Genomic DNA, 15,293 nt, shown 5'->3' on the forward strand with positions numbered 1-15,293 from the left:
AGGACTTGCAGCCGTAGGGCATACGGTCAAGATGCTTGCCGAGGGTAAATTCGTCGGAATCCCACTGAAGCAAGAATCCTCTCGCCTTTAGGCAGAGGTGTGTCAACTGTTAAATCCCCAGAACGGACTGAACTTTATATGAAACGCAAACCTAACTCCTACAACGACAGAGACAGATTCGGCGACCCATTCCGGGGAGATGAAGACTCCGGCTCATTTGGCGGATCGTCGCGACGACAACCTCAGTCTGGCAAACCCTCTTTCCTCAATTCCGCCACCCTAGGGATTTTAACAGCCGTTTTTATTCTGGGAATTGGGATCGGCATTGCCTTCAGTTCCACAGCTACAATTAGCCCACAAAACGTAGCATCCCGGGAATTTATCGATCGCAGCGCCCCGAACCCCGAACTTTGCGTACAGTTTGGAGCCAGCGCAATGGTGACAGATATGCGCCTCTTCGTCACCCTTAACCCCTTCAACGTCTACATCTCCCAGCCGAGTATGCGTCCCGGATGCGTCCTGCGAACCAATAACTGGGCAATTCTCGAACAAAGAAAACTGATCAACCAAGAGCAAGTGCGCGAGTGTAAAAATCGCATGAACACCTTTGGCTTCACCGGCGCCCTGGAAGGTCAACCTGACATTAACTGTATTTACCAAAACGACGGCGCTAAAAACCTGTTCCTCAACCAACCGGGTTCGATCGCTCCACCCAGTGAAGGTCAAAATTTCTAACTGTGAGGATCGGACGATCGAATAACATAGGTGCGATCGACTCCAAGCGAGTATTAGCGAAGCGGTTGACCAAAATCGATAATCCGCTCCCAGGAAGCAGCAGGACGGCGTACAGGGGCAGAACTTACCCCCTGCCGTCTGTTAACCGGAACCCTGACCAAAGGCACATTTATCGGTCGGATTTGGTCGTTTGGAGTTGACATCCCCGAAGAGTTTTGCTCGTAAGTTATAACCTCAGCCGAGGCAGGTTGGACAGACGCTTTGGCAGGAGTTGAGTTAGAATCGGCTGACTGCGGATTAGGTGGTACTGGGATTGCAGGCGGTGCTTGCGTTTCGAGAGTTGCTTGATAGGAAGCAGGCTCGATCGAGGGACGCAACACCCAGCGATTTTCTACCCCGACTCTTTGAAATTTAATTTGTTCACCGTTGAAAGCTACTCCGGGAGCCAAATTTACCAAAATTCTCGCGTTTCCTGATGGCAGTTGAATTATCGCCACGGAACGCACATTGCCTTGCGGGTATAGTTGAGTTGCATCAACGGCGATCGGAGTATTGGGCAAATCCACAGCAATTTGAGACGGGTTGAGTAGGGAATAGGTGGGAGTTTTGCCCTCTGGGAGAGTAATTTCTAGCTGATTTGTAGCTGGATCGAACCGCCAACTCGTGACTGTAGAAGCATTGGCTGGTTGCTGTGCGATTTGGAGTGTCGCAACTGTGGTGGTTGCTGCTATGCTCAGGGCGATCGACACAGAGCCTAAAAATGAGGGTACCAGACACTTAGGTGTTAGTTTGTGTAAGTCTGTCCAAAATTTCGGTGGTAATTTTTTGTATTGCATGGCTGTGTAAAAGTTGAGATTTTAACTAGCTTTGAGGATAATTTTTTTTGGTAGAGGTGTTGCGGGCGATTTGCGATCGGGATAGGTGCGATCGGCAGTACAACTAACCGCAAGGGTAGCTTAACGCTGAAATTTTAGCATTAATGGGTAATTGAAAAATTGGAAGTTATATCGTTTCCGGTTGGATCGGAATGATTTAACCGCAGAGAACGCAGAGAACACAGAGAAAGGGAAGAGAGAGATAAATACAGGACGATGTTAACGGATTTGATATTAACACTTTCTGCCTGATGCCGGATGCCAGCAGATACGCATTCATCCTTCTGTTCTTTTCCTGACCCTTCAACTAGGGTAAGGTACGCCACAAGCAGCCGAAGAAGGATTAGTCGTGCGCGTTTTATGAATAATTCAATAATATGAAAAATTTAACTAAATGGAAATTACTGCGATCGCGCTTGGTGCTTAACCACAAGTGGTGTCAAGTCAGGCAAGATGAAATAGAATTGCCAAGCGGACAAATTATCGACGACTTTTTTATTAATGTCCGACCCAATATCGCCCTAATATTTGCGGTAACAGAACAGCAAGAACTTGTATGTGTGCGTCAATACAGGCATGGCGTCGGCGAAATTTTACTCGAACTCCCGGCTGGGAGTTTCAATCCTGCCGAAGAAAGTGGCAAAGCTGCTGCCGCCCGAGAACTGGCTGAAGAAACCGGATATGTTGCTGAAGAAATTTTGGAACTAGCAGTTTTATACGACAATCCCGTAAAAGACACTAATTCTATTTACTTATACCTTGGTAAAAATGTCAAGCTTGCCAGCCAAATTAAATTGGATATTACAGAAGATATTGAAGTAGTTTTAGTACCCATTTCAGAAGTTTTGTTGAAAATAACCAATCGAGAAATTTGTGTAGCTGGAAGCATCGCAGCTATTTTTTTAGGATTAGATTTTTTAAACAAACATTAGTTGGGTTTGTAGTGAGGACTTTAGTCCTCTCTTGGATGCGGACTTGCCTTTCTCACTAAGATTGTTTTTGCAATACGCTTTGAATAAGAAATTTCAAGAGATCCCCTCGCATCCCCCGATCGAAGCATGGTAGTTTTATTATGGGGAGAGAGAGATAGGTACGTAGTTGGGCTTCAGCCCTCTTTAGACGTATAGATAAAGGAGGCTCAAGCCCAACTACGTACCTTTATTTATTAATGATAAAATTAATTACACTACGATCGCTCGCCAAGCTTGTAAATTAGTAATTTCTGGCCTTTGATTGTGCAATTAATTGTGTCCGGTTACTTAAAAAACGGTTTGTAGTATTGAAGCGTTGGTTTCTGGCGATCGATCCCTTAAAGCACCAACCGCCAGAAACCAAGCGGGGAAAGATATTGAGAGTTATTGAAGATGTCTGTTAGTCATTAGTCAGCAGTCATTAGTTGCGATCGTCATTTCCGAGAGAGTATCCTAGTAAGGTGCGCCGCTATGCCATAATTGTAAATAGCCAGAATTCTTGTAGCGACGCAGCCTACTTATTCCCTCTTGCATCTTCCTTCAATCACTGACATCGATTACAAAATCCGTTGCCGAACTTCCTGATTCCTGATTACCTCTTCCTTCGTCTTTTTGGCTTCTTGCATCTTCCTTCAATCACTGACATCGATTACAAAATCATTGCTAAACTTCCTGATTCCTTCTTTCCTCTTGCCTCTTCCTTCTTGCCTCTTCCTTCTTGCTTCGTCTTTCTTGCTTCTTGCTTCGTCTGATAGAATCCCGCCAACAGCCGAACAGGTTGCACCCGCTTATCGCTCAATATCCTCTAAATTCGTAGCACAAAATTATGAAAATAGCAAACTCAAACCCTTAAGCGAAAAGGAAGTTTCTCAGCGCTTGCAAAATTTGCCTAATTGGACTAGAGAAGGTAAAACTATTAAATATACCCACGAATTTAAAAATTTTGTCGAAGCTGTCAGTTTTGTAAATTGTCTGATTTCCCCCTCAGAAAAAGCTGGCCACCATCCCGATATTGCTATTGCTTACAACCGCGTCACGATAAGTCTCACAACTCACGATGCAGAGGCGCTGACACAACAAGACTTCGATCTAGCCGAGACAATCTCTAAATTAGTCAGCGACTGGATGCCCGGAAATGTTTGTTTAGTAGTGGAAGGTTCTGGATAATGATTTTACTGTACCAAATCGCCAACAATCAAGCAAAAAGTCAAGCAAAAAAGCTGTTTTTAATTTTATCATTTTGCTTATTCCTCGGGGAAACGGCTGCTTTCGGGCAATCGGTTATCCCCGCGAATGACGGCACCGGTACTACCATCGTCCCTCAAGGAAATCGAATCGATATTAGCGGTGGTAAACTATCGGGAGATGGGGTTAATCTTTTCCAGAGTTTCCAACGGTTTGGCTTGAACAAAAATCAAACAGCGAATTTTATTTCCAATCCTAACATCCAAAATATTTTAGGGCGAGTTGTTGGCGGAGAACCGTCTATAATTAATGGCTCGATCCAAGTTAGCGGTGGCAATTCCAATTTGTTTTTAATCAATCCAGCGGGTATTATTTTTGGCAGTAATTCTCAGTTAAATGTACCCGCATCCTTTACTGCTACCACTGCTAATAGCATGGGGTTTGGCAATAATTTTTTGAACGCGATCGGTTCTAACAACTATCTGAATTTAACAGGAAATCCCAGCAGTTTTGTATTTTCGGATGTGACACCTGCCAGCATTGTGAATCGCGGCAACTTGGCGGTAAAACCAGGGGAAAATATAACTTTACTCGGTGGCAGGGTTACAAATACAGGTCAAGTTACAGCACTGGGAGGTACAATTAACATCCTTTCAGTAACAAGCCCAAGTGTTGTCCGTATCAGCCAACCAGGATATTTGCTCAGTATAGAAGTCAGCAGCCAAGCATTGAATTCTCAAGGGGAAAATCCCAATACATCCAGCGAAAACTCATCTGCAACTCTTCCCGAATTGCTGACAGGTAAGGGTGAAAAAGTTAATAATGCTTCAGATGTTGCTGTTAATAGTGACGGTAGCGTTCAATTAACCAGATCTGCCTCGCAAACTCTCCCTCCTAATAATTTAAGACAAAATAACAGCGGGACAGCTCAAACATCTCCACAACCTAGTAATACCAACAATCCCAATCCGGCTGCTAATACTAATAATGGCGCCAGCGCTCCACAAACTACTAATACGAGCAATCCCAATCCGCCTGTTAATGACAATAAGGACGATATGCCTCCACAGCTTAATACCGCAAATCTCAATGTCACTCCTAATAATACTAATGTTGTGATGTCCCCACAACCGAATACGGGTAATTTAAATTATCTTCCTAATAATATTCAGGTTCCTCCCTATTTAGCCGCTCAAATTGTGAAACAGGGTAACAATCTGCAAAATGCTCTGGCACCCAATATCCAGCCAAATTTTCCTATAAATCAACAGCTTATTCCTAGAGGTTTGTCAGTGCCAATGATGAATAATATGGAGCTGTTGTCTGCGCGCCCGATTATTAATAACCTGCCGACAAATGGGAATATCGATCGCACTTCCATTTTTACCAGTAGCCAGCCAAATTTTATTATCAACCAACAGATTAATCCTAACAAAGCTCCAACACTGGCTCCCAACATTCAGGTAATTGATGCTCGCAATCTTCCCGGGAATCCCCCGATGTCCGCTGCGCCCAATATAACTCAAATGCGGGCCCGCCTCGGGCAGAATCTGCCCCCTGGCGTCCCGAATATTCCCAGTGGTGTAGCGAATCCTCCGGCAAATATGCAGGCAATTGCTAACATCAATTCCATGCTATCTTTAGATGGAAACCGAGCTGAGAAATATGCTGATTATTTTGGGAATGGCTTTACCAATCCCAATCTCGGCGCTGAAAATATCCGCGAAACTTTGCTCAAAGTTGCCTCGCAAACAGGCAAGAAATCGGCAATTATTTATATTAACTTATTTAGCGATCGAGTAGAATTATTACTGTTCTCTCCCGAAGGTTCGGCGATTAGAAAAACTGTACCGGAAGCCAATCGGGAGAGGATCATCAAACTAGCAACGGAATTCCGCGCAGAAATCTTGAATCCTGGGAATCTGAACACCACCAGCTACAAAGCATCCGCTCAAAAACTTTATAGTTTGCTGATTGCACCTTTAGAAACAGACTTGCAGGAACAAAATATCAATACGCTGTTATTTTCACTGGATACCGGTTTGCGGAGTCTCCCCTTATCTGCTCTTTATGACGGCAAACAATTCCTGGTCGAAAAATATTCTCTCAGTCTAATACCAGCTATTTCACTTACCGATACCCGCTATGTATCGCTACAAAATGCCTCTGTTTTAGCAATGGGAGCCGCTCAATTCGATCGGTTAGATCCCCTACCAGCAGTGCCAATAGAACTATCTACTATTGTAGATTTGTGGCAGGGGAAATCTTTCTTGAACGAACAATTTACCCTGAACAACCTGAAATTCCAACGCAGTAGAAATCCTTATCAAATAATTCATTTAGCAACTCACGGCGAGTTTAAACCGGGAGCAGCGAGCAACTCTTTTATTCAACTGTGGGATGGAAAACTGCAATTAGATCAACTCAGAAATTTGGGGTGGAACAATCCACCTGTGGAGTTATTGGTACTATCAGCTTGCCGCACAGCACTCGGAGATGAGACAACGGAAATGGGTTTTGCTGGCTTGGCATTTCAAGCAGGAGTTAAGTCGGCTTTAGCGAGTTTGTGGTATGTTTCTGATGAAGGTACGTTAGCATTGATGAGCGAGTTTTACCATCAATTAAAAACAGCTCCGATCAAAGCTGAAGCTCTCAGAGCAGCGCAAATTGCTATGATCCAAGGTCAAGTTCGGATCGAAAATGGAGTCTTGTGGGGCCCTTTTGTTGCAGCCAAACGGGGAGGGCAAAATAGCCAGCAAGCCATCCGAGAAATGGCAGGTAATGGCGATTCCCTACCCTACCCTTCGGGAACCCCTACGGGGAACGGGAACTCATTAGGGGAAGATAGCTTCGCTGCACAAAATCTCACTCATCCCTATTTTTGGTCTGCTTTTACAATGATTGGTAGTCCTTGGTAATCGATGTGAAATTAAATTAGATGGAGGATTGTGAAATCTTAAATCTCATATCAATTCCGTCAGCATCGGAATCATTCATCTCTCTATTCTCTGCCTCCGCGCCCTCTGCGTTCTCTGCGGTTAAATTATTCCGATACAACCGGAATTGATATGATATCAATTCCGGTTGCACCGGAATCATATAGAGGACACGGCAGTGCCGTGTCCCTACCGTGATTAATTGTAGGGACACGGCAGTGCCGTGTCCTGGCTTTGGGTAATAATTCCGATGCTACCGGATTTGATATCCAATCTCAAATCTCGAATTAAATATTGAGAAACCCGGTTTGTTCGCAAACCGGGTTTCTCAATATTAGGTCAAATTGGGCGCATTAAATGCGCGCTGCTGTTTACTGGGAAAAAGTCACAAAATCCAGAGCAGTAATAGCATTACTGGCTCCGAAAATATTAGCTACAACCTGCCCAGTAGAGGCTATTTGCAGGACACTTCCGTTCGCCGTCGAGTTAATTTGCAACTGAGCAAAACTCAAGCCACCAGCTAAAGAAAACTTGTCGATTCCTACTTCAAAATTAAGGACAGTATCGATACCGCTGTTGCTATCTAACACAAAACGATCGCTCCCAGTACCTCCAATTAAAGTATCCTCGCCCGCACCGCCAAACAGCCAGTCATCGCCAGAACCGCCGTTGAGAATGTCGTTATCTGTCCCTCCGTAGAGAGTGTCGTTACCGTCATCGCCGTTGAGAGTATCTTGGCCTTCATTGCCATATAACAAGTCCTCGCCGTTGCCGCCACTCATGCACTCTTGCTGGCCATTAGCACCCACCGAGACATCCTGGTTATCGTCGCGATCGCCATACATGGTATCGTTGCCATCATCGCCACACATAATATCGCTGCCGCCATCGCCGTACATCAAGTCATCGCCGGCATCTCCGTGCATCAAATCGTCATCCTTGCCGCCGCGAAGAGTATCGTTACCAAAACCGCCGCCGAGAGAGTCGGAACTCTCACCGCCGTTGAGATAGTCGTTACCGTTGCCCCCAAACAGCAAATCGCGGCCGTTAGCGTCGCTGACGAATTCGTTTTGCAAGCCGCCGTAAAGCGAATCCTCTCCCTCGTCGCCGACAAGGGTGTCGGAACCGAGTTCGCCCCAAATCAGGTCATTGTCTTTGCCGCCGTAAACTAAGTCATTGCCTTTGCCGGCAAAAATGCTGTCGTTACCGCTGCCGCCGCCGATGATGTCGCCGCTATCGTTGCCGAAAATTAAGTCGCCTTCATCAGTAGCAATTGTGGTGCCAACAGCAGTACCGTAGTCGCCGACGAGGGTATCAGAACCTTGATTGCCGTAGAGTGTGTCGGAAGCAATTTCGCCAAAAATGCGATCGCCCCCTTTGCCTCCATAGGCCAAATCCCGGCCGTTGCCACCGAGCAAAGTATCGTCGCCTTCTTGGCCGAATAGTAAGTCATTGCCATTGCCTCCAAACAGCAAATCTTGCCCGTCTGGGTCGCTATCTAGGGAGTTGAGGACGCCACCGAACAGGGAATCGTTCCCGCTGTCGCCGTAGAGGGTATCACGGCCCTTATCGCCGAAGATCGCGTCGTCCTCTTTGCCCCCGTAGGCGATGTCTGGGCTTTTGCCGGCGAAAATGATGTCGTTGCCTTGATTGCCAGCAATTGCGTCGCTTCCTTCGCCACCGAAAATCAGATCGGCCTCGTTACCAGTCAAGTCGATGTTGTTGCCGTTGTCGCCGACGATCGTATCGTCACCGCGATCGCCCGACAATAAGTCCGCACCGCGATCGCCAAAAATGCGATCGTTTTGTTTCCCTCCAAACACCACATCATTTTCTTTGCCCGCGTAAACGATGTCATTGCCCTTATCGGCAGCGATGAAGTCTGCCCCTTGGTCTCCGAAGACAATATCAGCGCCGTCTTCACCTAAAACTATGTCGTTCCCAGCTTCGGCAAGAAACAGTTCGTTAGTGTCGTTCCCGCCTAAATAGTCGTCTCCGGGAGTGCCGAGGATCGTGTTTTGGATGTCGGTGAGTTCTACGGCGTTAGAGTCGAAGTTGAGTATTTGCCCTGCCTGCGGTTGGATAAATGTAATCGGAGGCAGCAGGGGTAAGGGGGTGCAATCGCAGCCCGTATCAGGTTCGGGTACTGGCCCGAAAATAGGCGGGGGTGTTGGTGTGGGTGTCGGTGTCGGTGGCTGCGGGATGTCTGGTGTGGGCGTGGGTACTGGTGTGGGCGTGGGTACCAGTATCGGGGTAGGTGTGGGCGTCGGTTGCCGAATTGGCGTGGGTGTGGGCGGTGTGGGTGTGGGCGGGACGGGTGCGGTCAAAATTGAGATAGTTGCCGCAGTGGGACTGCCTAGGCTGCGGCTGTCTGTGACGCCGTAGGTAAAGGTAGTACCGGTGAAGTTGCCCGATGCCTGGAAGAACAATTGGTTAATCGAAGCAGGCGTCAGGATCTGACCGATCGTAATTGGAACTCCGCCGCTGGCTGGATCGCCTAAGAACAGACGACCTTGAGCTATTGGTGGCAGGGTTTTGATGTCGAAGGAGGCGATCGTATCGCCCGGATCGGGGTCTCGGCCTGCTAGTCCGGGCACGGTAATCGTGCTGCTGGGGGCCGCCGAGGTATTGGCATTCAATGGTACCGGCGGTTGGTTAAGTACGATCGGCAGTGCGGAGACAGTAGCAACGGCCGGGCTGGTAGCGCCGAGGTTGTCGGTGGCACTGTAGGTGAAGTTTGCCCCTTTAAAATCGGTGCCCGCCTGGAAGAACAACTGAGTAATTTGAGCTGGTGTCAGGACTTGACCGGCTGTAACTCGTACTCCCCCGTTGGCCGGATCGCCCAAGAACAGCACACCTTCATTAGTTGGCGGCAGAGTCTCAATTTTGAAGGAAACCACAGTGCCGTCGTCTGATCCTCCGAGTCCGGGGATATTGATAGCGCTACCGGGCAGCAAGCTGACGCTGGCGTTGTTAGCAACCGGGGGTAGGTTAACCGGAGGCGGGAACAGGGAGGCAGTAGCGGGGGCCGGACTGGGCAACCCGGTGGTGTCTGTCGCGCTGTAGGTAAAGCTGGCCCCTCTGAACGCGCCTGTGGCCCGGAAGAATAGTTGGTTGATTTGCGTTGGGGTGAGGACTTGACCTGGTGTAATTGCCACTCCGCCGTTAGCCGGATCGCCCAAAAATAGGACGCCTTGGTCTGCCGGGGGCAGAGTGTCGATCTTGTAAGAAGCGATCGGGCTATCCGGGTCGTTTGCTATCAGCCCCGTGAGGTTGATGGTGGCGTTCGGCGCCACAGGAGAGTTGGTATTGACTGGTACCGGCGGTTCCTTGAACTGCGGCGGAATTAGGGCAACGGTAGCTGCGAGACTCCGATCTCCTCGATCGTCCGTGCTGCTGTAGGTAAAGTTTGCCCCTGTAAAAGTGCCTGTGGATCGGAAGAACAACTGCTTGATTTGAGCCGGCGTCAGGACTTGACCGGCTGTAACCGCTACTCCACCGTTAGCTGGGTCGCCCAAAAATAGGACGCCTTCATTTGTTGGAGGCAAAGTGTCGATCGTGAAGGAAACCACAGTGCCGTCTGTGTCTGTTCCTCCCAAGTTCGCGAGCCTGGCAGCGCTGTTACGCCCCAGAGTGACGTTATCGTTTTCTGCTGTAGGGGGGATGTTGCGGCGCGGTGTCGTGCTGACAGTGGTGGTCACCGTGGCATTAGGATCGGAACCGTCGTTGTTTCCCGGGGTGGGGTCAGAAGTGACTGAGCTGCTCCGAGCCGTGTTTTTGACGCTAGTCAGGGTAGCTGGGGCGACAAAGCCGATCGTCCGAGTGACTGTAAGGTTATTGGCGATCGCAATCGCAGGAAAGGTGACAATCCCTGTGGTTGGGTTGTAAACCCCGCCGTCGGATGCCGTGACTCCTGTCAAGCCGGGAATGATGCTGTCAGTAATTGTGACGCCTTCTGCGGGACTCGGGCCCTTGTTGGCTGTGCTAATTGTGTAGGTGACTGTGGTTCCAGCAGTGGCGATCGTCTGCCCGCTTTTGGTTGTTGCGACATCGGCAACAGCACCGAGGGTAGTGCTGACAGTGGCAGTAGGATCGGAACCGTCGTTGTTTCCCGGGGTGGGGTCAAGAGTCGTCGAGGTGCTTTTTGCCGTGTTTTTGACGCTAGTCAGGGTTGTTGGGGCGACAAAGCCGATCGTCCGATTGACTGTAATGCCATTGGCGATCGCAATAGCAGGAAAGCTGACAACCCCCGTAGCTGCGTTGTAGGTGCCGCCGTCCGATGCCGTGACTCCCGTCAAGCCGGGAATGATGCTGTCAGTAATCGTGACGCCTTCTGCCTGACTCGGGCCGTTGTTGGCCGTGCTAATTGTGTAGCTGACTGTGGTTCCAGGATTGGCGCTCGCGGGCCCACTTTTCCTAGTTACCACATCGGCCACAGCACCGATCGAAGTGCTGACAGTGGCATTCGGACTTGTGCCGTCGTTGTTACCAGGGGCTGGGTCTGGAGTCGTCGAGGTGCTTTTTGCCGTGTTTTTGACGCTAGTCAGGGTTGTTGGGGCGATAAAGCCGATCGTCCGAGTGACTGATACGCCACTGGCGATCGAAATACCCGGGAAAGTGACAATCCCTGTAGCCGCGTTGTAGGTGCCGCCGTCGGATACCGTGATTCCCGTCAAGCCGGGAATGATGCTGTCAGTAATCGTGACGCCTTCTGCCGGACTCGGGCCGTTGTTGGCTGTGGCGATCGTGTAGCTGACTGTAGCACCGGGAATGGCGAGCGTCGAGCCGCTTTTGGTTGTTACCACATCAGCGCTGGGCGTGATGCTGGTGGCAACAGATGAGTTGGTGGGAGTGCCGTCTTGATTGGTGGTGCTGCCGTCGTTGTTGGTGCCGATCGGGTCGGGAGTCGTCGAGGAGCTCCGAGCCGTATTTCTGATTGAGGTCAGGGTACCTGGGGCGACAAAGCCGATCGTCCGATTGACTGATGCGCCACTGGCGAGTGCAATCCCAGGGAATGTAACAATCCCGGTAACTGGGTTGTACGTACCGCCGTCGGATGCCGTGACTCCCGTCAAGCCGGGAACGATGCTGTCAGTAATCGTGACGCCATCTGCCTGACTCGGGCCGATGTTGGCTGTGGCGATCGTGTAGCTGATTGTGCGACCGGCCGTAGTAGCTGTGGGCCCACTTTTGGTGGTAACAACATCGGCAATAGCTCCGAGCGTAGTGCTGACACTGGACTCAGGGTTTGTGCCGTTGTTGTTTCCTGGGGTGGGGTCGGGAGTCGCCGAGGAGCTTGTTGCCGTGTTTTTGATTGAGGGGAGGGCGACTGGGGGCACAAAGCCGATCGTCCGATTGACTGTAATGCCACTGGCGATCGCAACAGCAGGGAAGCTGACAATCCCCGTAACTGCGTTATAGGTGCCACCGTCCGATGCCGTGACTCCCGTCAAGCCCGGAATGATGCTGTCAGCGATCGTGACGGCTTCTGCTTGGCTCGGCCCGTTATTGACTGTCGTAATTCTGTAGCTGACAGGGGTTCCAGGCAGCGCACCCGTCGGCCCGCTCTTAATTGTTACCACATCAGCGCTGGGCGTAATAGTCGTGACAACAGTGGAATTCGTGGGAGTGCCGTCTTTATTGGTGGTACTGCCGTCGTTGGTGCGGGGAAAGGGGTCGGGTGTCTCCGAGCTGCTGCGAGCCGTGTTGCTGATTGAAGTAAGGGTCGGTGGAGCAACGAAACTGACGGTGCGGTTAACTGTTGTACTGATGGCTAGGGATGTCAGCACCGGGAAGGTGACAATCCCTGTAGCCGGATTGTAAGTGCCATTGTCCGATGCGCTGACTCCAGTCAAACCGGGAACAATGCTGTCAGTGATAGTCGCGTTGAGAGCCGGGTCTGGCCCCAGGTTGGCTGTGGTCAGGGTATAGGTAATCGTTGACCCGGCCACAGAAGTGACGGGGCCGCTTTTGGTAGTAACGAGATCGGCAACAGTAGGGGAAATAGTAGTCTGTTGTTGGCCTATGAACGTTGAACCGTCGTTGTTGCTGAGATCGGGGTCGAAAGTGCTGGCACTGCTGAATGCGGTGTTGGTTAAGCTGCTGCCAGGATTTAGACTTGGGGGTAAAGCAACTGACAAGGTGTAGGTGACGCTTTGATTGACACCGAGAACGGGAATTTTCGGCCAGGTGACGTTCCGCGTCGTGCTTGAGTAAAGGCCACCCCCACTGATCTGGCGAATGGGATTGGCTCCGCCGACAGGAACGAGTTCCGGAGGCAATTCGTCTTGAACCAAAACTTGTTCAGCCGGCGATGTCCCCTTGTTAGTAGTAGTGATGGTGTAGGTAATACTGCCAGCACCTGTTTTGATGAACTGCGGGCCACTTTTGATGGTGGCCACATCAGCAGAGATGGTGGGAGTAGGATTGACAGTCTCGATTGCGAGGTTGCGAATTTCGTGGAAGTTGCTTGCAACTCCCGTCGAACTGGCAAAACCAAATTTGAAATTAGGCGGTATCGCTCCGTTTGCAGTTGCTAGATTGGGGATATCGATCAGAGTTTCACCCGCGCCGGTGAACAAGCCGTCGTTATTCAGGTCTAGGGCAATGGTGAGCCTGTTGGGCGTTGCTGAATTTGAGGGGGCTAGGGTAATTTGAATGCTTCTTTTCGCTGCATCTCGACTGGTAGTGACAGTATTGTCGAAGTCATAAGTACCCCCAGCATCTAAAAAGTCAATACTTTTGGGGATATTGTCGATACCTAAAGGGGCGATCGCGTTTGTTAAAAATCGATAACTATCTGCTTGACGACCCCTGAGAGTGATGGAATCAGGTCTGTAGCCTTCGAGAGTTGAACCAGGAATGGTACCATTTACTGCTCCACCAACACGTCCTTCCGTATCATTAGAAAAATTCCCAAACTCATCGAGTCCAATGCCCAAATAACCTCCCACCAATCCGGGTTGGCTGCCATTGGTGTTGTTGGCATACCCCAGAGAACCACCAAAGCCTCCTGCTGCTGTAGGGCTAGCTGACCCGTCAATCAGGAAGAAGCTAATGCCGTCCCCTGGCTGCGGGCTGATAAAACCGTTTGGGCCTTGGAGAGTAGTGCCGTTGTAAGCAAAGAAATCGAAGGTAATTTTCAGACCCTCTGTGGAGGGTATGGGGTTGTCGTAGAGAACAAAGGCTGGCAGTCCCACACCGTTGGTCGTCAATTGCAAAGCCCCAGAGGGTGGTACATCGCCACCCAAACCGGGAAGTATCCCAGATGAACTTCCTCCGGTGATACCGGGAATCCTTTGCCTGTTGGCTTCAAAGACTGAGCTGGGGTCGAATACCCTGCCGTCTTGTCCTCGGTAGAGCCAAGGCCCCCTGACTGTGGCGTTCCTAAATGTTTCGTTGACTAAGGTACCGAGGACTCCGCTGTATGCCTCCAGCACCTTTTGCTCAAGGGCAATCCTGGCCCTTATTTCTCCTGTCGCAAATTCTAATTCCCAATCGCCACCGAGCGCCGCACTCCCTACCAAGCCTGTGGAAGCTGCAATCTCTCTACCCGTAATTTCACTGAGTCGCCGCACGAAGGCCCGGCCGCTTTCCCCGGCTGCTCCCCGGCAAGCCAATAATAAGATATTTCCTCTCTCGCTGAGGGAGTTTCCCCACTGCTGCAACAAATGGCTGTAGGTTTCTAAGTTGTCGCTGCACAGTTCTACTGACCCCAGTTGTACTCTGGCTTCTTGACCGTGAGCAACTATTTGAAGGCTGTCTAAATCGCTGTAATTAGCAAGAATTCTAGTAATTCGATCGACTCCATCCGCGATCGAGTCCAGTAAAAATACCTCTGTATCCGCTGTTGCTCCTCTTGCCAAGCTGTCGCTATTCTCTACTCTGGCATCGATGAACAGTATATTTTTTACATTCCGGGGGCCCACCGAATCGGGCGATCGCAAAAATTCTCTCTCTAGGTGTTCAATTTCCGCGCCACCACCAATTTTTGGAGACAGGAAAGACCAGTCTGATTTTACTTGTTTTATTTGTTTTTCCTGAGGATAAGTTGCGGTAGTTCGGGAATTTTTCCTGCCAATGCTTGTGGTGTCAACTGTTTTTTGTTGACTCAGGAAAATTGGTTTGTTGCCAATGCTTTTCATTGTCTGATACCTTGCTGATTGTATACAATATACCCATTAAGAGGTAATAATTATCACCTCTTAACAAGGCTTAATTGAGACTGAGTTGCTCTGTTGTTTGACTTTTAGAAAGCAATAAGGTTCAGTTAGTGCTGTTTCTTCCCCGGAGATTCCTCCCATCCCCCGAATCGTTGCGGGGACGAAAGAGAATTTCTTGTATCCCCCTTTTTTTTAAATGGAGGTTAGGGCGATCGATCTTAACTCAACCGTATTCTGTTAAAAAGAGTAATATGCCGATTTTCATCAGCATAAATTTCTGCTATCTTGCTATTGGATAGCATTGGAAATACAGCCGATTTGATGTCGGCCGATTAGACTTCTGAAACACGTCATAACCCTGACAAACAGACGGTTTCGGAGCGAAATCACTTTTTTTACTTCATTAACCAGCAAAAGTGCTGTATCGCC

7 protein-coding genes are annotated in these 15,293 nt (G+C 49.5%); 4 read left to right on the forward strand and 3 right to left on the reverse strand.

What is annotated here, in order from left to right; genetic code table 11:
- Window positions 1–138 precede the first annotated feature (138 nt).
- Window positions 139–735 carry a DUF3172 domain-containing protein gene (locus JGK07_RS17260; RefSeq protein WP_293182938.1) on the forward strand — a complete coding sequence of 199 codons (597 nt, stop codon included), beginning with the start codon at window positions 139–141 and terminating at the stop codon, window positions 733–735.
- Window positions 736–788: 53 nt separating this feature from the next.
- On the opposite strand, the gene JGK07_RS17265 is transcribed toward JGK07_RS17260, so the two are convergent.
- Window positions 789–1,571, reverse strand: a complete 783-nt coding sequence (locus JGK07_RS17265) for an AMIN domain-containing protein (RefSeq protein ID WP_293191995.1) — start codon at window positions 1,569–1,571, stop codon at window positions 789–791.
- 416 nt (window positions 1,572–1,987) lie between these two features.
- Here JGK07_RS17265 and JGK07_RS17270 point away from each other — a divergent pair, with 416 nt between their 5' ends.
- Window positions 1,988–2,542 (forward strand): NUDIX hydrolase, encoded by a 555-nt coding sequence (locus tag JGK07_RS17270; protein ID WP_293191997.1) that lies wholly within the window; start codon window positions 1,988–1,990, stop codon window positions 2,540–2,542.
- A 688-nt stretch (window positions 2,543–3,230) separates the two neighbouring features.
- Here the strand turns inward: JGK07_RS17270 and JGK07_RS17275 are convergent.
- Entirely contained in the window at window positions 3,231–3,380 is a 150-nt protein-coding gene (locus JGK07_RS17275) for a hypothetical protein (RefSeq protein WP_293182962.1), read from the reverse strand.
- Here JGK07_RS17275 and JGK07_RS17280 point away from each other — a divergent pair.
- Both JGK07_RS17280 and JGK07_RS17285 read left to right on the forward strand, forming a co-directional pair.
- On the forward strand, window positions 3,380–3,748 hold the full coding sequence (locus JGK07_RS17280) for a 4a-hydroxytetrahydrobiopterin dehydratase (protein WP_293182960.1): 369 nt from the start codon (window positions 3,380–3,382) through the stop codon (window positions 3,746–3,748). The two genes, JGK07_RS17275 and JGK07_RS17280, sit on opposite strands and share 1 nt — an antisense overlap.
- The gene (locus JGK07_RS17285) at window positions 3,748–6,684 is read left to right on the forward strand and encodes a CHAT domain-containing protein (RefSeq protein WP_293242550.1); all 2,937 of its coding nucleotides are present in this window, start codon (window positions 3,748–3,750) and stop codon (window positions 6,682–6,684) included. Before JGK07_RS17280 ends, JGK07_RS17285 begins: the two co-directional genes overlap by 1 nt.
- A gap of 389 nt (window positions 6,685–7,073) precedes the next feature.
- On the opposite strand, the gene JGK07_RS17290 is transcribed toward JGK07_RS17285, so the two are convergent.
- A complete protein-coding gene (locus JGK07_RS17290; protein ID WP_293242553.1) occupies window positions 7,074–14,846 on the reverse strand; it encodes a DUF4347 domain-containing protein in 7,773 nt (2,590 codons plus the stop codon).
- Window positions 14,847–15,293 lie beyond the last annotated feature (447 nt).

Origin of the sequence: Microcoleus sp. PH2017_24_DOB_U_A (genome assembly GCF_020738205.1) — a bacterium.
Classification (GTDB): domain Bacteria; phylum Cyanobacteriota; class Cyanobacteriia; order Cyanobacteriales; family Microcoleaceae; genus Microcoleus.

Excerpts from the sequence above, each read along its gene's own strand:
- JGK07_RS17260 (WP_293182938.1), top strand. The coding sequence starts at position 139 with ATGAAACGCAAACCTAACTCCTACAACGACAGAGACAGATTCGGCGAC.
- JGK07_RS17265 (WP_293191995.1), bottom strand. The coding sequence starts at position 1,571 with ATGCAATACAAAAAATTACCACCGAAATTTTGGACAGACTTACACAAA.
- JGK07_RS17270 (WP_293191997.1), top strand. The coding sequence starts at position 1,988 with ATGAAAAATTTAACTAAATGGAAATTACTGCGATCGCGCTTGGTGCTT.
- JGK07_RS17285 (WP_293242550.1), top strand. The coding sequence starts at position 3,748 with ATGATTTTACTGTACCAAATCGCCAACAATCAAGCAAAAAGTCAAGCA.
- JGK07_RS17290 (WP_293242553.1), bottom strand. The coding sequence starts at position 14,846 with ATGAAAAGCATTGGCAACAAACCAATTTTCCTGAGTCAACAAAAAACA.